Origin of the sequence: Mediterranea sp. ET5, from assembly GCF_023337025.1 — a bacterium.
In the GTDB taxonomy this organism is placed as follows: Bacteria; Bacteroidota; Bacteroidia; order Bacteroidales; family Bacteroidaceae; genus Phocaeicola_A.
Window position 1 is genome coordinate 45,900 of record NZ_JAMBLN010000022.1, and the last position, 21,465, is coordinate 67,364.

A 21,465-nucleotide genomic window follows, 5' to 3' on the forward strand; every position below is an offset into this window, starting at 1 on the left:
TGGATGGAGCACAAGTGTTTGAATTGCCAAACACAAATGTCTGGAGGGTGTGTCAATTACGATGCACCCTCCTTGTCTTATAAGTCTGGATTTTGTATCATCTCTGTAGGCGTCTTGCCAAAATATTCCTTGAAAACCTTACTGAAATAGGCGGATGTGCTGAATCCGCACATTTCACTCACTTCTGTTACATTGTATTCCCCCGAACGGAGTTTCTCCAACGCGTAATTCAACCGGATGGAACGGATAAATTCCACGACTGACAGGTTGGTCAAAGCCTTTATTTTCTTGTAAAGCAAGGACTGGCTCATGGCGAGAGCGGAAGCAAAATCTTCTTTGCTGAATTTCTCGTTGGCAATGTTGGCACGTACACATTCTACAGCTTTCTTGATAAATTCATCGTTTATGCGGTTGGTCACGATTGAGCGTACATCGTCGTGTTTGGTTTCGATAGCCTTTTGAAGAACGGTACGTCGGTTACGGATGATGGAGGTGATGCGGCTGACCAATAGTTCCATATCAAACGGCTTTACCAGGTAGTTGTCCGCACCCAGTCCCAGTCCATGGAGTTGGTTCGTCTTGTCGGAAAGAGCTGTCAGCAGGATGACGGGGATGTGGGAAGTCTCATAGGTTGATTTGATATTGCGGCACAGTTCAAAACCATCCATACGTGGCATGGCAATGTCGGATACCACAAGGTCAGGTTGCAAGTCTGTCATCATTTCCCAAGCCTGTTGTCCGTCATAGGCTGTGGCGACGCGGAATTGTGCTTGCAGGGCTCCTCGCATGAATTCACACAGGGTCTGGTTGTCTTCCACGATGAGGACAGTCATGTCATGAGCTTCTGCACCTTCAGTTGCTGCAGGCTCGACTTTCTCCGATATGAGGAGTCCTGCAGCCTTAGATGCGGGGCGCAAGGGCACGGTTATGTCAAAAGCCGTCCCTATGCCCAATTCACTTGTTACATGTATCTTCCCGTCATGGATGCGCAGATACTTCTGGGTCATCAACAGACCGATTCCCGACCCTATGATTCGGGAATTGACCGCATTGTCACTCCTGTAAAATTCCTGGAACAGCTTGTGTTGCCCTGTTTTGCTGATACCCATGCCATGGTCCTTGACACGTAAGGTCCATTCGGAGGCTTTTCCGATGAAAGAAACTTCAATGCTTCCACCGGAAGGGGAGTATTTTACGGCATTGGACAGCAGATTATCCAGTACGCTTTCAAGCATTCGCGTATCGGCTTGTACCCAATAGGCTTCCGGTATGCAGTCGACCGAAATACTGATTTGTTGCCCGGCGGCATACGATGCATGGATGCCGACTCGCCGCTTGATTAGACCGACGAGTTCCAGGTCCGTAAATGACGGTTGTTCTTCTCCCAGGTCCAGCTTCTCAAAATCCAGCAGCTGAGTCGCCGTGTCGGATAGTCGGGAGCTCTGCTCCGAAGCCATTTTCAGGCATTCGGTTCCCCATGTCGAGAGATTTTTCTCCTTGAGCAGTTCTTCTATCGGTGCCTTGATGAGCATCAATGAGGTGCGGATGTCATGCGACATTCGTGTAAAGAAACGTATCTTCTCATCGGAGTAACGACGGTGTAACAATTGTAGATAATAACGTATACCAAACACCAGGATGGCGATGATGACTGCCGCTACTGCTAACCTGAACCAAGCGGTTTGCCAGAAGGGCGGGTCTACGATGATGGAAAGCTGACGTTCTGACAACAGGCTGCCGTCATACAGTCGGATGCTGAGTGTGTAATGACCGGCAGGCAAGTTGGTGTAGTTGATGTAGCGGTTGGTCGTATAGGTGCTCCAAGTGTCATCCTGCCCCACTAACTTCCAGGATAGAGCTGCGGATTTGCTGAGATTCCCCAGTGGAAGGACCGATAGGGTAAAGGATGTCTGCGGATAGCCCAAATGGAGGGTGGAGAGGCTGTCGATGGGTACAGCCAGCCTAAAATCTTCCATTTCCCGGATGGAACGTCCGGAGACCCGTATGTCTGAGAAATAGATTCGTCCTGCAGCACGGCTGTTGTCCAGTACTTCAGGGTGGAAGATGAATATGCCGTTATTGCTTCCGAACGCCAGTCTCCCGTCAGGCAGGTTACAAGTCGCGTTGATGCTGAAGGCGGCGTTTGCGAGTTGTTGCCGGGAGCCGAATATCCGTATTCGCTTGTCGGAAGAATGGTAACAGCACAAGCCTTTGTCAGTCCCAATCCACAGGTCGTCGCCTACCAGAGAGATGCTTTTCGTATAGTTGCTGGGCAAGCCCTGCTGTGTCGTGATGCGTGTCTGGCCGGCTGTGTTCATGTCCAACCCAATCACGCCGTCGCCGGAAGTGCAGACCCATATCATACGTCCGGACACGGCAATGTCGTGTATGGTACATCCGGAGAGGAGCATGTCAAATCTTCCGGTCTTCTTGTCCAGCAGCAACAGACCGTAAGCACATCCCAGCAGAATCTGTCCGGGTGACAACTCGCTCAGGCAGTAGACCGGCTGTGAATCATAGGCACGCATTTTCCCATCGGTTGAACGGCGGCAGTAAACCTTGCCTTTGACACCGCCAAACCAGACGTCACCCTCGCTGTCCAGGTAAGTGGCGAATACAAAGCCTCCGACTCCGAAGAGGTCTCCATCCCGCTCTGTGTAATGGTGCGATTCACGCCCTGATGCTTCGTCGAAAACGTAGACTCCCTTGCCGTAGGTCCCGGCATAGAGGTGTCCTTTCTTGTCCGATGTCAGGGATAGAAAGATCTCCTGACTTCCTCCATGCAGTCGTTTCCATTGTCGGGTATGGGTATCATACAGGCTGATGCCGTCGCTGGTTGCTATCCAGAGATTTCCCCGGCTGTCAGTCTCCAGGTGGTTGACTTCGTTATTAGGTAAGGATTGCGGATTGTTGATGCCATGTACCAGATGTTCCACTTCAGTATCGGGTGCTTCCGTGTATTGCAGTCCTCCGCTGTTGGTAGCAACCCAAATCCGGTGGCGTTCATCTTCGAGCAAGGAATAGACGCTGTTGCCGCGCAGGGAGGACGGATTGTCCGGATTGTCGCTAATCACTTGCCGGACCCGCTCGGTCCCAGCATCGAGTATCCAGATACCCCCGCCGTCAATACCCACCCAGACAGAAGCTGTATCCGTCAGGAGTATGTCTCTGACAACAAGCTTCGGGAGTTGCGGAACATTGACTTGTCGGGTTCTTTGTCCGGTGAGTTCATACTGCCATAGCCCGGCGTTGTACGTACCAATCCAGACGCGACGTTTCCGTGCATCGTACCGGGTGGATGATATCAGCCGGGGAAGATGACCGTTGAGTTGAGTGAATGTGCGTGTCTTTGTGTCGACGCGATAGACGGACGATTCCACAAAAGCCAGTATCTGACCGTTATCCAATGAGATCATGTTGGAAAAGCCTGTCTTGTCGGTTCCTGCGAGGCGCACTTCTTTTCCCGTCCACAGGTAAATGCCGGTGTTGGTGCTTATCCACACCTTCTGCTCGGCATCTATCAGGACGTTGGTCACCCAGTTATCATTTCCCAGCACGGAAGAAAGGGTAAACCATTGCTCGAATTTATTCCGGATACGGTTATAGCGGTATACCTGTCCGTTCTGTGTGGTGGCGACCAATAGGCTTCCTCGGCAAGCCAGCTTGACTTGCATGACGTCGGTCGTAGCAAGTGGAAGGTCGTAGTGCCGGTGGTCGTCTCCGGCAACACGCAAGATACCTGTATGCGAAGCTGCCCAGATAAATCCGTCTTGGTCACGGACGACAGCGGTTATCTCCCGCATGGAGATGCCATACATATCGTTGAGATTGGTGAATGTGAAATCCTGCACTGCACGGCAGGGCAAAAACAAGAATAGGGACAGTAGGAGTACGAAGCATTCTTTCATATGATTAAATTAAATTGCGCATACGCTCGCTCGTTTAATTCTAAACTGTACAAAGATATAAATATAACTTGTCCTTTCGTACACTAAATATTTAAAAGTGTAAGGAATGTGTCCAAAAGTACAAGGGAAAAGTCCGGGAGGTCCGTATCTTTGTGCAAGTTAATAATTCAAAAACAGATAGCTTTATGAAACGAATCCTCACTTTGATGTTACTTGCCGTAGCATGTTCAGGTGTGTTGCAGGCACAATCCGGTCATTCGTCGGTCAGGGTGGATGACCGTTTAGTGTTGCCCGGTAAACGTGGCGAACTCAATGTACGCAATGCGATGTGGCCGCGACTGTTGCTCGGCAACCGCATGGAGTTTAGGATAAAGGCTCCGGATGCCCGAAAGGTGCAGATTGATTTGGGGCGCAAATATGACCTCGTTCGCAACGACGACGGCGAATGGAGATGTACCACCGATTCACTCACACCGGGCTTTCACTATTACTTTCTCCTCATTGACGGAGTTGCCGTTGCCGACCCTGCCAGTGAATCGTTTTATGGATGCAGCATGATGACCAGTGGGGTGGAAATCCCTTATCCCGATGGAGATGTACGGTTTTATCTGGCAGACGTCCCTCACGGAGACATTCGCATGAAGCGGTATTTCTCAAAGACGTCCAATGCCTGGAGACGTCTGTTTGTCTATTGTCCGCCCGGATATGACACCTCGGAGCAAACCTATCCCGTGCTGTACCTGCAACATGGCGGTGGGGAAGACGAACGCGGTTGGGCGAATCAGGGACGTACTGATATCATTATGGACAACCTCATTGCGCAGGGAAAGGCGACACCAATGATTGTGGTGATGACGGATGGCAATACGTCTGATTTTGAAAGCGAGCTGCTCAAGGATTGCATTCCGTTTGTAGAGAAGAACTTCCGTGTAAAGACCGACCGTGACAACCGTGCCCTGGCAGGACTCTCCATGGGAGGCATCCAGACCTTGAATGTAGGCATTCCCCACTTGGATTGTTTTGCCTATCTGGGTGTATTCAGCTCGGGATGGTGGGCGAACCGGACTCCTTTCGGGGGAGGCGAGGACAGCGAGAAGTATTACAGGATGCTGCAAGACCACAAGGACGAGTACAATGCAGGATGGAAGCAATTCTGGATATCCATGGGCGGTAAGGAAGACATTGCATACAACAATTGTCAGATTATGATGAAGCGTTTTGACGGGATAGGCATCAGGTACACCTACTTTGAAACGCCGGGCGGTCACACTTGGCCCGTATGGAGGGAAAGCCTGTATCACTTTGTCCAACTTCTCTTTCGCTGATTGAAGTTTTTCTGATACTCAACGTGTCACCTTGAAACACATCCTATGCTTATGAACAATTTCTATTGCAAAATCCTGTTGGCTCTTTGCCTGGGTGTCGGCTTGAACATACCTGTTCCTGCACAAGACAAAGAGACCGATTTTCCTTTGGCTCCTTATTTCTCACCGGCAACTTCAGAGGTCATGCATCCGGATGATGACGGGTTCATACGCCGCTGGCTGTTGTTGGAGCCTATTGACAAGCCCAACCGGAGCAACACGGTGTTTACGGACAGTTACATTCGCGAGGCTTTTACTACCGAATATTTTCCTGGACAATTTACCGTATTACCTGAGGACGGCGACCACGTGACTGTCGGCAAACAGAAGCTGACCTGGCATGCCTTGGAAAGCAACCTGTTCAATGTGAAACTGTTTCGCTTTGCATCCAAGCTTCATAAACAGGTCTACGGGGTACTCTTTTGGGCAGTGACTGTCATCGACAGTCCGGAAGATATCCCGAATGTGAGGCTGTCCGTCGGCTCCAACTCGGCTTCCATGTGGTGGCTGAATGGGGAAGAAGCCGTCATGCTCTCGGGAGACCGTCGGATGGTGAAGGACGATTGCCTGTCAAAACGTCTGACCCTGAAAAAGGGGAAGAATATCCTGCGCGGAGCAGTCATCAACGGTCCGGGGATGAGTGATTTCTGCGTACGCTTCCTCGATGAACAGGAAGTGCCGGTCAGAAACGTGACCATCAAACAGTAATCGGCTGGTTGACAAGGCGTCGGACCGACAGGATGCTGTGCCCTTGTCAACCGGAAAGTGTTTAAAACTAAAGTCAGTGCATAAATCATGAAAACAAAAACTTTCTGTCGGGTAGCTGCTGTCTTGTTCGTTTTGCTGATGCCGGGAACAGCTGCTGCACAAATTGGAGAACCCTATATCCACGACCCCTCCACCATCATGAAATGTGAGGGAAAATATTACACATTCGGCACCGGAGGAGGCGGACTGATTTCAGAAGATGGCTGGACATGGCATGATGGCGGAGTGAGACCCGGCAGGGGTGCAGCTCCCGATGTCGTGAAAATCGGCGACCGCTATCTGATTGCTTACAGTGCGACCGGAGGAGGGCTCGGAGGCAGTCACCGTGGTACGGTCTTGACAATGTGGAACAAGACGTTGGACCCCACTTCTCCTGATTTCAAGTATACGGAAGCCATTGCCGTAGCTTCGTCAGAGGACGATGAAGACTGTGACGCCATCGACCCCGGTCTGCTGTTGGACCCGACTGACGGCCGTCTGTGGTTGTCCTATGGTACCTATTTCGGCTTTATCCGTCTGGTGGAACTTGATCCAGCCACAGGAAAACGGAAGGAAGGGAATGAACCGATCAACATTGCGATTGGCTGTGAGGCAACCGACTTGATTTTCCGGAATGGCTGGTACTACCTGCTGGGTACCCACGGCACTTGCTGTGACGGTCCCAATTCGACCTATAATATCGTGGTCGGACGTTCGCGCAAGGTGACAGGTCCCTACCTGGACAATATGGGCAGAGACATGTTGGAGGGAGGCGGAAGGATGGTGATCGGAGCCGGAAACCGTCAGACCGGTGCCGGACATTTCGGACGCTACATCGAGGAGGAAGGTGTCGAAAAGATGTCGTGCCATTTTGAAGCTGATTTTGACCGAGGTGGACGCAGCGTACTTGCTGTCCGTCCACTTCTCTGGAAGAATGACTGGCCCGTTGCCGGTGAAGTCTTCAAGGAAGGTACTTATGAAATCGAATCCGAACGGAGGGGATATGCCCTGGAACTCTGCGTGGACTTTGTGCGGATGGAAGGTGGTATGCATCGTTTTTGGGAGAAAAGCGACGAACCTCTTCAACCGTTGAAGTCGCAGACCTTGGAAGATGTCATCGGTACATGGCCCAAAGGTAACATTGATGTCCGGATCGGCGACTATATGTTCCGCCCGCATCAACGGTGGACAATCACTGCCGTGCCTGATGCTGGTGGGTACTTGGGGGCGCCTTATTATAAAATTGTCATAGAAGGCACGAACCGGGCTTTGACAGCTACGGCTGATGCCGAGGTGTCGACAGTCCCTGAGTTTACAGGTGCTCCCGAGCAGTTGTGGAGAATCGAGCAACTCACGGACGGCACTTACCGCATCCTGCCCAAGAAGGTTCCTGGGACGGATGAGGAACTGGTGCTGGTATCCATCGGCGACAGTACGCCTTCACTGGGCAAATTTGACAAGAACAGCGATAATTCCAAGTGGAATTTTCGAGACCATTGAGGCTAGTGAACATGCGTGTTGATGCTGCAAGACTCCTCTTTCATCACCGGATGACCTAAAAGCCATGAAGTCACAAAGAAGCATGGATGCCCATTCTTCCTTGTGGCTTCATCATTTCCTATCCATCCTGACACATTGTCAAACGAACCTCTCTACACACCCTTTCGTTGCACCCAAATACGGTTTCGTGGATTTCGAGGCCCTTCTCGGAGGATTCGCAAAATACGGATTGACGGCAAATGACTTCTTTCGGTTGCATAGGGGAGGGCTGAAAGGGGATGATTGCATCCTTTTACTGCTCGTCACTCTGTTATGTCCCTCTTTTTATTACCTTCCGATTTGTTGACAGCCTCCTTCTTCTAGAGAGCGAAACTCACTTCTTTTTACTTCCATTTTCCAAAGATTTGACTTTCGGGCGCGAAACATTTGTGTTTGGGTGGTGAAACTATATTGTTTGAGGCGGCAAACTATATTGTTTGGCTCGCGAAACAATATTGTTCCGGGCACGTTTTGTATGTTTTTCGGGAATGAAATGTATAGTTTTCTAAAATAGAAGGCGTTTTCCGTGAGTTCTGTTAAACAGATTTAGCAGTTGAACGCTCTTTGAAGGAAATCTTCAAAAGTAGGCGTTAGCGTAAAGGATGTTTTGGCGCGAATCTGTCAAGCAGATGAGGCGAGATGCTTGCTTTTTGATAAACGAGGCTGTGTGGGAGAGGGGAATGGTCTGTCTGCTGGAACTTCCCCATGCGCCTGCAATCATGTCTTTGTGTTTTTTAACACTCACGGAATAGTAGTATCTGCCCGGATGGGAGTCTTAGCAACAAAAACACGATTGTTGCCTTCAACCGCTGCAAGCGTCGCTTGGGAGCGGGGCTCGCGGCATCGACAGAAATGCCTATGAAATCATCAGAAGAAAAATCACTGCGCTACGTGTTGCGGCACTACAAGCCCGGCACCTTCGACACCCGTCGCGCCATCCGTAAGTTCGAATTGCGCCGTCAGGGACACACCCTCCACCGAACCCTACTGATGTGGGTGCTGGGAGTGGCTGCCATCGCCCTCTTTGTCTACGGACTCTACGGTTGGTTCTCTACCGCCGAGAAAGTGGAACCCTGGACTCAGCTGACGGCTGCCAATCATACGGAGACCTACGTGTTGCCGGACAGCAGCCGGGTCACGCTCTATCCCGAATCCACGCTCCGCTATCAGAAGGGGAAGTTCGGCAGACGGGAACGCAGTGTCCTGGTCAGCGGCAAAGCCTACTTCCGTGTCAGTCCTGACCCTGCCTGTCCCTTCCGTGTGACAGGACGGTACGGGACCGTCCGTGTGCTGGGCACCGCCTTCGAGTTCGACGAGATGAGCAGGGAGGGGGAGACCGTCGTCTATGTCACCGAGGGCAGGGTGGCGTTTGCGGTCAAAGAGACGTTTGGGGGCATCTTCCTCTATCCGGGGATGGCGGCGAGCCTGAAGGACGGTGCGGGAATGCCGGAGGAGATGCATCCGGATGTACCCAATCCTGCCGCATGGGCGACCGGAACGTTCGTCTATGAGAATACGCCGCTGGAGGAAGTGCTCCGGGAATTGTCCGCCTACTACGGCGTCCGTCTCTCGTCCGAAGATACCGGCAAGATGCTCACGGCGGAGTTTGATACCGACGAAGGGGTGGACGGCATCGTGGCGTTGATCGAACAGTCATTGGGTACTCATATAAATAAGGAATAGGACATGAAGGCTTCCGTTCTGCGTGCGTTCCCGGTCCTGCTGCTGTCCTGCCTGTTGCCGCTGGCTGCATGGGCACAGACGGGGACGACCGTCCGCCAACAGCTGGAGCGACTGAAGAGTGTCCATGCCGTCCGCCTGGTCTATGATGCTTCGCTGAAGCTCGATGTCCCTTATCGGGGGCGTCCGCTGGACGGGATGACGCTGTCACAGGGACTGGACGAACTGCTACGGGGCACCGGACTGAAGTGGGTGGCGGAACGTCAGTACATCGTGCTGAGGCCGTTGGAGAGATACACGCTCAGCGGCTACGTCCGTCAGGACAACGGGGAGACCATCATCAACGCCACCGTGTGGGACCAGACCACCGGAAGCGGTACCCTGACGAACGAGCACGGTTTCTTCAGCCTCACTCTGCCTGAAGGTTCCCACCGGCTGCGTGTCTCCTTCGTGGGACTGGGCGAACGGACGCTGGAGCTGACACTGACGAAGGACCGTCAGCTGGACATCCGTCTGACACCGGACTACCGGCTAGACGAGGTGCTGGTGACTGCCGACCTGAACTCCCCTCTGAGTACTACACAGACGGGCAAGGTGTCGCTCACGCAGCAGGGACTGAACCGGGGCTTTGCCCTGCTCAGTTCGTCGGATGTGGTGAAGACCCTGCAGGGACTGTCGGGTGTGGCTGCCGGCACGGAACTGATTTCGGGGCTGTATGTCCACGGGGGAGGCAACGACGAGAACCTCTTCCTGCTCGACGGGACGCCGCTCTACCAGGTGAACCACCTGGGCGGTCTGTTCTCTGCCTTCAACACCGACATCGTGAAGAACATCGACTTCTACAAGAGCGGCTTCCCGGCACGCTATGGCGGACGTCTGTCGTCGGTGGTCGACGTACGTACCAACGACGGCAACCTGGAGAAGCTGCACGGCTCCTTCAGTCTGGGGCTGCTCGACGGACGGTTTCAGCTGGAAGGTCCTTTACGGAAGGGCCGGACCTCGTTCAACGTGGCAATGCGGCGCACATGGCTCGACGCACTTACCGCTCCGTTCTTTGCCGCCTACAACAGTTCGCGGACTGACAAGCTCAACATGCGTTATGCCTTCCACGACATCAATGCGAAGGTGACGCATATCTTCTCCGACCGGAGTCGTGCCTCGCTCAGTTTCTATTCGGGCAACGACTTCTTCAAGGTGGACAGCAAGCAGCATGACAACAGTTACATCCAGGACTACGACAAGGATTTTTACCACGTGAAGTTCAACATGAAGTGGGGCAACACGGCGACGACGCTCAACTGGGAGTATCGGTGGACGCCCCGTCTCTTTGCTTCCGTCAGCGGACTGTATGCCCACAACCGCTCCAACTACTATTTCCTGGAGGATGACAAGCAGACGGGCGAAGACCGTTGGCAGCTGTCTCTTCAGGAGCAACGCAGCCGCTCGACCATCGACGACGTCGGTTACCATGCCGAGCTGGACTACCGTCCCGGCACGGACCACCATGTGCGGATGGGGTCGACATACCTCTACCACCTCTTCCGTCCGCAACAGACCGATAACCGGCATTATGCCGGGACGGAGGAGGCGGTGGATACACTCCGACGGCGGGGCAGGGCGTCCTACCGGGGACATGAGTTCGCACTCTATGCCGAAGACGACATCCGGTTGGGCGACCGTTGGAAGCTGAACGCCGGGTTGCACTACACGTTGTTCCACGTCAGCGGAAAGACCTTCCACTCGTTGGAGCCGCGTGTGGCCGTCCGTTACCAGCTCGACGACCGGACTACGCTGAAAGCCTCCTATGCGGAGATGAGCCAGTTCATGCACCAGCTGTCGAACACCTACATCAATCTGCCGACGGACTACTGGGTGCCTTCCACCGACAGGGTCCGCCCCATGCGTTCGCGACAGTATGCAGCCGGGGTGTACAGGGCATTGCCCGGACATCTCGGGTTGAGCGTGGAGGCTTACTATAAGACGATGAGCCGACTGGTGGAGTATGACGGCGGCAATCAGCTGACGCCTGCCGTGAGCCACTGGGAGTCACTGGTCCGCACGGGGAAGGGCAAGGCATACGGGGTGGAGACGGAACTGACCTACGACGACGGGCAGACGTCTGCCGCAGCCTCGTACACCCTCTCTTGGAGCAGGCGGAAGATGCCGGCATTCTTCTCCGGCTGGTATCCCGACAAGTTTGACAACCGCCACAAGCTGACGTTGAGCCTGCACCACCGGTTCACCCGACGCATTGAGGGCTATGCCGCCTGGAACTTCCACAGCGGCAACCGCATGACCGTCGCCACGCAACTGGTGGAGGCACCCATTGTGCCCGGTGCAGGCAGTGACGGCACCTGGGAGTGGGTCTTTGACTCCCCGAACAATGTGTCCCTGCCTGCCTACCATCGGTTGGACCTGGGCTTCAATTTCCGCCGGACCACCAAGCGCGGCTACGAGCGCATCTGGAACGTCAGTCTCTACAACGCCTACAACCACAAGAATGCCCTTTATGCCCGGGTAGTCCGTCGTGACGATGGCACGTTGAAGGGGAAGGTCACGGGTGTCTTCCCCATCCTCCCTTCCTTCAGTTACACCTTAAAGTTTTGAAGCATGATGAATCTGAAAGCATACCTTTCCTGCTGCTTGCTCCTCCTGCTGGCAGCCTGCAACGACAAGCTCGACCTCGACGATGTGCGGTCGGACGAGCGGCTGGTGCTCTACTGCATGCCTTGTGCCGGACTGGACACGACGCTGATACAGCTCTCGCGCAGTGTCCCCGTACACAAACGTCGGGCAGAACCGGAGCCGTTGCAAGGCGTACGGATTGTCTTTTCCGTCAACGGAGAGGAACAGCCAGTCCTTCGCAGTGAGAAGGGCACGCCGACGGTCCCTGCCGGATGTTACTATGTTGTCGGGCAGTGGCACGAGGGCGATGCCATCGACCTCACTGCTGAGGTGGAAGACCTGCCACCCATCCAGGCACACACGGTCATCCCGTCGGCATTCCCCCTGAAGGAGGTGGACCTGGCTGTCAAGCCGGGTGTCGATGACCGGATGGTGCAGTTCCGCATCACGTTTGCCGACCCGGACGGAACGGACGACTGCTACGGCGTGCATGTGCTGCACAAGTCCGAGTACAAGCGGGAGCTCTTCGACGAGCACGGCGCTCTCATTGCCTCCGAGGTGGAGGAGTCCTATATCACGCCGTTCTACCTGGAGGCGGACGATGAGCCGCTGATGGAGAGTTCCACTGGACTGAACTCGGTTTTCGAGCTGTATGACGACTACTATCAGAACCTCTACATCTGGGACGACCGCCTGGTGCAGGGCAAGACCTACACCCTGCGCATGAACGGCTACTATTCCGCGGATGGAGTCTGGGAGGAGGAAGGGGAGCGCAGAAGCCAACTGCACACCTACAAGCTCCGGCTCTACACGCTCTCGCCCGAGATGTACCGTTACCTGAAGTCGCTCAACGACAATGCGAACAATGAGCTGGGACATGCCGGACTGGCTCCCCTTCGCAACCTCTATACCAATGTGGAAGGCGGCTTCGGCGTGTTGGGCGGATGCCGGATTGTGGAGACCGGATGGCTTGACAACCCCTCCTGAACCTGAAGCCAGGTCTTTGCAGGGAGGTTTCACTTTGTCCCGTCGCGTCTGAAACGGGAGCAACTTTCGGGGCATGAAGCGTTCGGGTATCAATTATTGTGTGTACTTTTGCCGATGTAAACCTACGGATTTATGAAGAACTATTCGCTCAACATACACGGGACGCTCTTTGACCTGTCCGTTCCCCGGGTAATGGGAATCCTCAATGTGACCCCCGATTCTTTCTATGCAGGCAGTCGCAAGCAGACTGAAGACGAAATCCGGCTCCGTTGCCGTCAGATTGTGGAGGAAGGCGCCTCCATCATCGACATCGGTGCCTATTCATCCCGTTCGGATGCCGCACACATCACGGCAGAGGAAGAGATGGAACGGCTGCACCGCGGACTGCGCATCGTGCGTGAGGAGTGCCCCGATGCCATCGTTTCGGTCGACACCTTCCGGGCGGATGTGGCAGAACGCTGCGTCGGCGACTATGGAGTCGGCATCATCAACGACATTGCTGCCGGAGCCATGGACGAGCGGATGTTCGACACGGTCGCCCGCCTGCAGGTGCCCTACATCATGATGCACATGCAGGGTACGCCGCAGACCATGCAGCACGCCCCCCACTACGACTGCCTGATGCGTGAGGTGTTCGTCTACTTTGCCGAACGCATCCACCGTCTGCACGACATGGGAGTGAACGACCTCATCCTCGACCCCGGCTTCGGCTTCGGCAAGACGCTGGAGCACAACTACGAGCTGATGGCACACCTGGAGGAGTTCGTGCGTACGTTTGACCTGCCCCTGCTGGTAGGCATCTCGCGGAAGTCCATGATATATAAGCTGCTGGACGGAACACCTGCCGACGCCCTCAACGGGACGACCGTCCTGAACACCATCGCCCTGATGAAGGGGGCACACATCCTGCGTGTGCACGACGTCAAGGCAGCCGTCGAGGCCGTACGTCTGGTGGAAGCGATGCGGCAGTCCGCCCTTTCCGCCCCCGAACCATTTACCCGATAAAAGTATCTTAACCCATGATATTCTCCATTGAAATAAAAGACATCATCGACATTCTCTCGGTAGCCCTCCTGCTTTACTACGCCTACAAGTTCATGAAAGAGTCAGGCTCGGTAAAGATTTTCACAGGCGTCCTTATCTTCATCCTGCTGTGGCTGTTGGTGGCGCAGGTGCTGGAGATGCGTCTGCTGGGAGCCATCTTCGACCAGTTGGTCAAGGTGGGAGCCATCGCCCTCATCATCCTGTTCCAGGACGACGTGCGCCACTTCCTCCAGATGCTGGGTTCCCATGAGAAGGTCAGCCGCCTGTTCCGTCTGCTCACGGGAGGCAAGAAGGAGAAGGTGGAACACTCCGACATCATGCCCATCGTCATGGCGTGCATGAACATGAGCAAGCAGAAGGTCGGTGCACTCATGGTGTTCGAGCGCAACATCCCCCTCAACGACATCATCCATACGGGCGACACCATCGATGCCAACCTGAACCAGCGTCTCATCGAGAATATCTTCTTCAAGAACAGTCCGCTCCACGACGGTGCCATGATTATCTGCCACAAACGCATCACCGCAGCCGGTTGCATCCTCCCGGTATCGCACAGCCTCGACATCCCCAAGAAGTTGGGCTTGCGCCATCGTGCCGCCCTGGGAGTTTCCCAGCAGACGGACGCACTGGCTGTCATCGTGTCGGAGGAGACGGGTGGCATCTCCATCGCGTTCAAGGGCGAGTTCCACCTGCGTCTGTCCGCCGAGGAGCTGGAGAGCTTCCTCACCCGTGAGCTGAACTGAAAAGCCGCCTGTTAAAAACTAACTCATAATCCTATGAACAAACTACTGCTTATCATAGACCCTCAGATTGATTTCATAACCGGTACATTGCCTGTCCCTAACGCAGAACAGGCAATGACTGAGTTGGCTGATTATATCCGTGACAACAACGGATGTTATTCACATAAAATCATCACCGCAGATCGTCATCCTTTCAACCATTGTTCCTTCAAGCCTTTTGGCGGCGATTGGCCGCAACACTGCATACATGATACTGCCGGAGCTTCCATCTGGCAACCTCTGATAGAGCCTTTATATCTCACACAAGGCGAAGTGACATTCCTGTATAAAGGGCAAGAGCCGTTGGTTGAGGAATATTCCATCTTCAAGAACGTTGAGGCAGGAAAGGCTATCCAGGATATTGTGAAACGAGAGGGGATAGACAGGATTGACATTTGCGGGCTTGCCGGGGATATCTGTGTGCTAAACACGCTCCGGGATGGTATGGAGATGCTGGGCAAAGACTTGTTCAATGTGCTGCAACGTTTTGCTCCTTCATTGGACGGAGGAAAAGCCCTTGATGCTATGGTCACACAGTCCGGCTTGTCATGTAGCCGATGACAGTACACATCGGCGATGTCTACTCGCAGGACTTCACCCGCCTGGTGGAGGTTATCAAGGAAATCCGATAAAGACAAGCAGTAGTTAGAATCACGACGTCCCCGCACCGTCCCGCTCCTCCTCCGAGGAAAAGGCGTGCGGGGATTTTTATGCTTATGGATTCCGTTGTTTTACGCTTGACAGGTTACGATATAACATTATTTGATGGGGAATAAGAAAAGAATATAGCCTTCAGCTTGGAGATTACAGATAAATCGTAAAATTTTCAGCTGTTAATTCCTAAACTTAATCGTATGAAGAAGTGTTGGTGCGTGCAAAGGCCTTGGGAAGTCTGGCTAATCCCGACTGGAAGCGAACCACGTACGACGCATCGTTGGCATAATACATGAATGCCGGGAAATTCTCCCCGGTCGTTGAGTTGGGATACAGGTTCCTCGATTCACGTACCAAAGGCGTTGCCAACTATGGAGGTGCCTACCTGTCCATCGGATTAAGATATTGAGTTCGGATATACGCCGCACAGGCTTTTGTGCGGGTGGAAGCAGAATCCGGTTATAAGTCTGTCTTATAGCCGGATTCTGTGTGTTTACAAACCTCGCTGTTCCTCCCGTAGTCCGGACTTTGCCCCGGCAAATACAGCCGTCCGACGGATGAAACACATTAGTTTGACACACCAAACACAGGTGTTTGACCTGGCAAACATAGTAGTTTGACATAGCTAAGTATAATACTTTGATAGGCTAAGTATAATACTTTGGTATATCAAACACTTATGTTTGCCGTATCAAAGGCTTGTGTTTGCACGGTCAAATGCAAATGTCCGGGCGATGCATTCCGTATTACCGACGGCTGAAAACAGGGTGTCGGGCACGTCTTCTTGCTCCGATGCGCGAAAAAACAGACGGGAAAGCTGTGCTACTCCACCGTGAACACGTAACTTTGCACCTCAAATTGCAAACAATGAAGAATTATCTCTCACGTACGTTTATCTTGACATTGCTGGTGGTGGTCGCCCTGCTGGGGCTGCATTTCCTGCCAACCATCACCATCAACGGCTACACCCTCCGTCGGGTCAACCTGCTCTCTGACGTGGAAGTCAAGGAACCGGAACCCGAGTTGCTCGACACAGTCCCTCTGCCTCCTCCCGTCAAACCGGCTTTTGTGGATACCTGCAAGACCGGACTGACCTGCATCGAGGACTATGCCGATTCTACCCAACGGGGCATGAAGCCCTTTTATGAAGCCTTGTCCCACGTCAGCCAACGTCCTGTGCGCATCGCTTACTTCGGCGACTCGTTCATCGAGGCGGATATCCTGACGGGCGACCTGCGCGACCTGTTGCAGGCACGTTACGGTGGTTGCGGGGTAGGCTTTGTCGACATCACGTCCAACACGCACGGCTTCCGTCAGACCGTCCGTCACAACTTCGGCGGATGGCGCACGCGCGGTATACTCGACTCGCTGGGCTATGACCCTGCCCGGCTGGGACTCTCCGGACACTACTTCATTCCCCGTGAAGGGGCGTACGTGGAGGCACAGACCCCGAAGGTGAGCCGCGGACGACTCGACAGTTGCGAGGTGGCGACCATCTTCTTTGAGAACAAGGGTCCCGTGACCCTCACCACCACGGTCAACGGGGTGGATGGAGAACCCCGGACGGTCGAGGGCAACGGACGTCTGCAGAAACTCGACTGCACCGGCAACATCAAGCGGGTCCGCTGGACCGTGAACCGTGCCGACACGGCAACCTTCTACGGCTTTGCCATGGACGGACGGACGGGCATTGTCGTCGACAACTTCGGGGTGCGCAGCAGCAGCGGACTGACCATGCGCAGCATCCCCATGAGCCGCCTGAGACAGTTCAACGCCTACCGTCCCTATGACCTCATCGTGCTGCAGTTCGGACTGAACGTCGCTACGCCGCGAGGCAGCAACTACGACGGCTACGAACGCGGCATGCTGACCGTCATCGAGCACCTGAAGGAGGCATTCCCGCAGGCAGGCATCCTCGTCGTCGGTGTGGGAGACCGCGAGCACAAGGACGAGGAGGGCAACCTGCGCACGATGCCCGGTGTGAAGAACCTCATCCGCTACCAGCAGACCATCGCCGCCAAGGCAGGTGTGGCGTTCTGGAACCTCTATGATGCCATGGGAGGCGAGGGCAGTATCCGTCGGATGGTCCAGGCAAAGCCTGCCCAGGCAAACCTGGATTATACGCACATCAACTTCCACGGCGGAAAGGTGCTGGCAAAACAACTCTACGAGACTTTGATTTATGGGAAAGAACAATATGACAAACGGAAGGCATACGAGAATGAACAGTAGACTGTGGCTGTGGCTCCTCCTGCTGGGCTGTGCCGTGGGGGCGACAGCACAGGACCGGATTCCCGACCGTCTGTCACCGCAGGACACGTTGCGGAATCCCGTCCTCCACGTGCAGCACGGGACGGTTCCCCTGCATGACACGGTGACGGTCGGCAATTCACTGCCCCGGACGTTCCGCAATGCCGGGACGAACTGCATCCTCCGCGCCGAACAACTTTCACCCTTCTTCGAGAAGCTCTGTCAGGGGACGGAGCCTGTGCGCATCGTTCAGCTGGGCGATTCGCATGTGCGGGGACACGTGTTCTCCGTGGCTGCACGCCATACACTCGAAGCGGCATGGGGCAGCCAGGCGGTCCATCCCGATGCCATCACCTACCAGACGACTGCCCTCGCCCGTGAGACCGGGGCACCGGGACTGGTCTATCACGCCATCGGCATCAACGGCGCCACCGCTGCCGAGTTCTGCAACACGGAACAGATGGACAAGGTAGCCTCGCTCATGCCCGACCTCGTCATCCTGTCGTTCGGCACGAACGAGAGCCACAACCGGCGTTACGACCCCGTGGAGCACTATGCACAGATGGATGCCCTGCTCACCCTGCTCCGTCACTATGTGCCCGATGCGGAGGTGATGCTGACCACTCCACCCGGTTCCTACGTCCGTGCCAGCCGTCGCCGGCGTATCATCAACCCGCGGACGGCAAAGGCGGTGGACACCATCCTGGAGTTTGCCGAAGCACGCGACCTGCCCGTGTGGGACCTGTACAACCTGGCAGGAGGGGCACGCAGCGCGTGTGCCAACTGGAGAACCAACCGCCTGATGCAGCGTGACCAAGTGCACTTCACCCATCAAGGCTATACCATTCAAGGAAACCTATTGGGCGAAGCCCTCTTAAAAGCATTCAATGACTATGTGGCAAATTGATATGAACCGTCTGTGCGACGTGCTGACTTACGACGCGCAGCAACCGATGATTTTCAGCAGCGGACTCTTCCTGTTCCTCTTCCTGGGCTTCAGCCTGGTCTATCTGCTGTTGAAGAAGACCACGACCCTGCGCCTGCTGTTTGTGGTGCTCTTCTCCTACTATTTCTACTACAAGAGCAGCGGGACCTACTTCTTCCTGCTGGCAGTGGTCACGCTGAGCGACTTCACGCTGGCACGGCTCATGGAACGGACGGAACGCAAGGGGGCACGCCGCGCCCTGCTCATCACCAGTCTGTGCATCAACCTGGGACTGCTGTGCTACTTCAAGTACACCAACTTCTTCTACGAGATGCTGGCTCCGTTGTGGGGCGGTCAGTTCCATGCCCTCGACATCTTCCTTCCGGTGGGCATCTCGTTCTTCACCTTCCAGTCGCTGAGCTATACGCTCGACGTCTATCGGGGCGAGCTGAAGGCGTTGCGCAATCCGCTCGACTATGCCTTCTTCGTGTCCTTCTTCCCGCAGCTGGTGGCAGGCCCCATCGTCCGTGCCCGTGACTTCATTCCTCAGATACGCCGTCCGGTAGTGGTGACCCCCGAGATGTTCGGACGCGGTGTCTACTTCATCGCTGCCGGTCTGTTCAAGAAGGCCATCCTCTCGGACTACATCAGCGTGAACTTCGTGGAGCGCATCTTCGACAACCCCGGCTTGTATTCGGGCATCGAGAACCTCTTCGGTGTCTATGGCTATGCCCTGCAAATCTACTGCGACTTCTCGGGCTACAGCGACATGGCTATCGGTCTGGCCCTGTTGCTGGGCTTTCATTTCCCGCTCAACTTCCGTTCGCCCTACAAGGCTTCGTCCATCACGGAGTTCTGGCACCGCTGGCACATCTCGCTGTCGACCTGGTTGCGTGACTACCTCTACATCTCGATGGGAGGCAACCGCCGCGGGAAGCTGCGCACCTACTTCAACCTCTTCATGACCATGCTGCTGGGCGGACTGTGGCACGGCGCATCGTGGAACTTCGTGTTCTGGGGTGCCATCCACGGCATTGCACTGGCGCTCCATAAGTTCTGGCGAAGCCTGCTCGGACGCGACAAGCACTACCAGAGCCGGGGCATCCGACGAGTTCTGGGCATCCTGCTGACGTTCCACCTCGTGTGCCTCTGCTGGATATTCTTCCGCAACAGCACCTTTGAAGCCTCGTGGACGATGATTCACCAGATTGTAGCCAACTTCCAGCCCCAGCTCTTTGGTCAACTCGTGGACGGCTACAAGATGGTGTTTGCCTTCATGGCAGTCGGCTTTGTGCTCCATTTCCTGCCCGACCGTTGGGAGGAGGCATGCCAGCGCGGTGTCATCCGTCTGCCGCTCGTGGCACAGGCGCTCCTGCTCATCCTCATCATCTATGTGGTCATCCAGGTGAAGACGAGCGACATCCAGCCGTTCATCTACTTCCAGTTCTGACGGAAGGCGGACGCCGTGCAGATTCTTCTTGCACTTTGTCCGGTTTGCGCACCGTCGTATCATGAATTTGCGTAAGTTTGCGCCCGAATTCAAGAACCAAGTCATTATGGACCTCGTATCGCTTTATGAAATATTCCGCTCCCATCCGCAGGTGACGACCGACAGCCGTCACTGCCCGGAGGGGAGTCTGTTTTTTGCCCTCAAAGGCGCTTCGTTCGACGGCAACGCCTTTGCCAAGTCTGCCTTGGAACAGGGCTGTGCCTATGCCGTGATTGACAATCCGGCTTATGCCGATGCTGCCGACGGACGGCTTATCCTGGTGGACGATGTGCTCTCCACCCTCCAGCAGCTGGCGAACTACCACCGCCGTCAGTTGGGCACACGCATCATCGGCATTACAGGCACGAACGGCAAGACCACGACCAAGGAACTGATTGCCCACGTGCTGATGCAACGTTTCCGTGTGCTCTACACGCAGGGCAACCTGAATAACCAGATTGGTGTGCCGCTGACCTTGCTCCGTCTCACGGCAGACGACGAACTGGCTGTGGTGGAGATGGGGGCGAACCATCCGGGTGACATCCGGGAACTGGTGAACATCGTCGAGCCGGACTATGGCATCATCACCAACGTCGGGAAGGCCCACCTGCAAGGCTTCGGCTCCTTCGAAGGGGTCATCCGCACGAAGGGCGAGCTGTATGATTTCCTGCGGATGCGTCCGCAGTCGGTCATCTTCCTGCATAACGACAATCCCTACCTGGCGCGTATCGCCGACGGACTGAAGTCAGTGCGCTACGGACGTCCGCAGACCGACGGACAGCAACCTGCCGTCTGCGGTGAAGTGGTGGAGTGCTCCCCCTTCCTGCACTTCCGCTGGCAGAGCGGGGGAGAGGAGTGGCATCACGTTGCCACCCACCTCATCGGGGCATACAATGTGGACAACCTGCTGGCTGCCGTCACCATCGGACGCTACTTCGGTGTGCCGTCCGACCGTATCGATGCAGCCTTGGAGGCCTATGTGCCGAGCAACAATCGTTCCCAGCTGGAGCAGACGGCGCACAACCACCTGATTATCGACGCCTACAACGCCAACCCGACAAGCATGGCAGCCGCGCTGGACAACTTCCGTCAGATGACCGTATCACCGAAGATGGTCATCCTGGGTGCCATGAAGGAACTGGGCGAGTACAGTGCCCAGGAACACCGGGCGGTGGCAGAGGCTGTATCGGCCGACGGCTTCGACCGGGTGTGGCTGGTCGGTGAGGAGTTTGCCGACGCTGTTCCTCCCAAAGCACGCTTCTTCCGTACGGCGGACGAGGTCATCGAGGCATTGAAACAGGAACCCCTGTCCGGCTATTACGTCTTGATCAAGGGCTCGAACAGCATGAAGCTGGCTTCCGTCGTTCCTTACTTGTAACCAACGCATACCTATATAAAGAGGGTGCATCAAGGGAGAGCCGTCGGCTCACTTTGATGCACCCTCTTGCTGTATCAGCAGGGCTGTTGTCCC

General features: G+C 54.9%; 14 protein-coding genes. 13 read left to right on the forward strand and 1 reads right to left on the reverse strand.

Annotation, left to right across the window (positions count from 1 at the left end; all coding sequences use genetic code 11):
* Window positions 1-77 precede the first annotated feature (77 nt).
* Complete coding sequence (locus M3087_RS12300; protein ID WP_249096166.1) at window positions 78-3,818, reverse strand: response regulator; 3,741 nt, start codon at window positions 3,816-3,818, stop codon at window positions 78-80.
* A gap of 275 nt (window positions 3,819-4,093) precedes the next feature.
* Between M3087_RS12300 and M3087_RS12305 the strand changes: the two genes are divergently transcribed.
* The 13 genes from M3087_RS12305 to M3087_RS12365 all read left to right on the forward strand — a co-directional run bounded on the left by M3087_RS12305 (window position 4,094) and on the right by M3087_RS12365 (window position 21,372).
* Window positions 4,094-5,233, forward strand: a complete 1,140-nt coding sequence (locus tag M3087_RS12305; protein ID WP_249096171.1) for an alpha/beta hydrolase-fold protein — start codon at window positions 4,094-4,096, stop codon at window positions 5,231-5,233.
* A 51-nt stretch (window positions 5,234-5,284) separates the two neighbouring features.
* Complete coding sequence (locus tag M3087_RS12310; RefSeq protein ID WP_249096172.1) at window positions 5,285-5,980, forward strand: acetylxylan esterase; 696 nt, start codon at window positions 5,285-5,287, stop codon at window positions 5,978-5,980.
* A gap of 87 nt (window positions 5,981-6,067) precedes the next feature.
* Entirely contained in the window at window positions 6,068-7,519 is a 1,452-nt protein-coding gene (locus M3087_RS12315; RefSeq protein WP_249096175.1) for a family 43 glycosylhydrolase, read from the forward strand.
* An 897-nt stretch (window positions 7,520-8,416) separates the two neighbouring features.
* On the forward strand, window positions 8,417-9,241 hold the full coding sequence (locus tag M3087_RS12320; RefSeq protein WP_249096177.1) for a FecR family protein: 825 nt from the start codon (window positions 8,417-8,419) through the stop codon (window positions 9,239-9,241).
* 3 nt (window positions 9,242-9,244) lie between these two features.
* The gene (locus M3087_RS12325) at window positions 9,245-11,845 is read left to right on the forward strand and encodes a TonB-dependent receptor (RefSeq protein WP_249096179.1); all 2,601 of its coding nucleotides are present in this window, start codon (window positions 9,245-9,247) and stop codon (window positions 11,843-11,845) included.
* 3 nt (window positions 11,846-11,848) lie between these two features.
* A complete protein-coding gene (locus M3087_RS12330; RefSeq protein WP_249096184.1) occupies window positions 11,849-12,850 on the forward strand; it encodes a DUF4249 domain-containing protein in 1,002 nt (333 codons plus the stop codon).
* Window positions 12,851-12,982: 132 nt separating this feature from the next.
* On the forward strand, window positions 12,983-13,855 hold the full coding sequence (gene folP, locus M3087_RS12335) for a dihydropteroate synthase (protein WP_249096187.1): 873 nt from the start codon (window positions 12,983-12,985) through the stop codon (window positions 13,853-13,855).
* Between the two features lie 14 nt (window positions 13,856-13,869).
* The gene (gene cdaA / locus M3087_RS12340; protein ID WP_022384068.1) at window positions 13,870-14,637 is read left to right on the forward strand and encodes a diadenylate cyclase CdaA; all 768 of its coding nucleotides are present in this window, start codon (window positions 13,870-13,872) and stop codon (window positions 14,635-14,637) included.
* Window positions 14,638-14,670: 33 nt separating this feature from the next.
* Entirely contained in the window at window positions 14,671-15,237 is a 567-nt protein-coding gene (locus M3087_RS12345; protein WP_022384069.1) for an isochorismatase family protein, read from the forward strand.
* 960 nt (window positions 15,238-16,197) lie between these two features.
* Window positions 16,198-17,562, forward strand: coding sequence for an SGNH/GDSL hydrolase family protein (locus tag M3087_RS12350; protein ID WP_249096188.1), 1,365 nt, complete (start codon window positions 16,198-16,200; stop codon window positions 17,560-17,562).
* On the forward strand, window positions 17,552-18,487 hold the full coding sequence (locus tag M3087_RS12355) for a GDSL-type esterase/lipase family protein (protein ID WP_249096189.1): 936 nt from the start codon (window positions 17,552-17,554) through the stop codon (window positions 18,485-18,487). Before M3087_RS12350 ends, M3087_RS12355 begins: the two co-directional genes overlap by 11 nt.
* Window positions 18,468-19,955: an MBOAT family O-acyltransferase gene (locus M3087_RS12360; protein WP_106625642.1), complete on the forward strand. Its 1,488-nt coding sequence runs from the start codon at window positions 18,468-18,470 to the stop codon at window positions 19,953-19,955. Before M3087_RS12355 ends, M3087_RS12360 begins: the two co-directional genes overlap by 20 nt.
* Before the next feature lie 106 nt (window positions 19,956-20,061).
* Complete coding sequence (locus M3087_RS12365; RefSeq protein ID WP_249096190.1) at window positions 20,062-21,372, forward strand: UDP-N-acetylmuramoyl-tripeptide--D-alanyl-D-alanine ligase; 1,311 nt, start codon at window positions 20,062-20,064, stop codon at window positions 21,370-21,372.
* The last annotated feature ends 93 nt before the right edge of the window (window positions 21,373-21,465 follow it).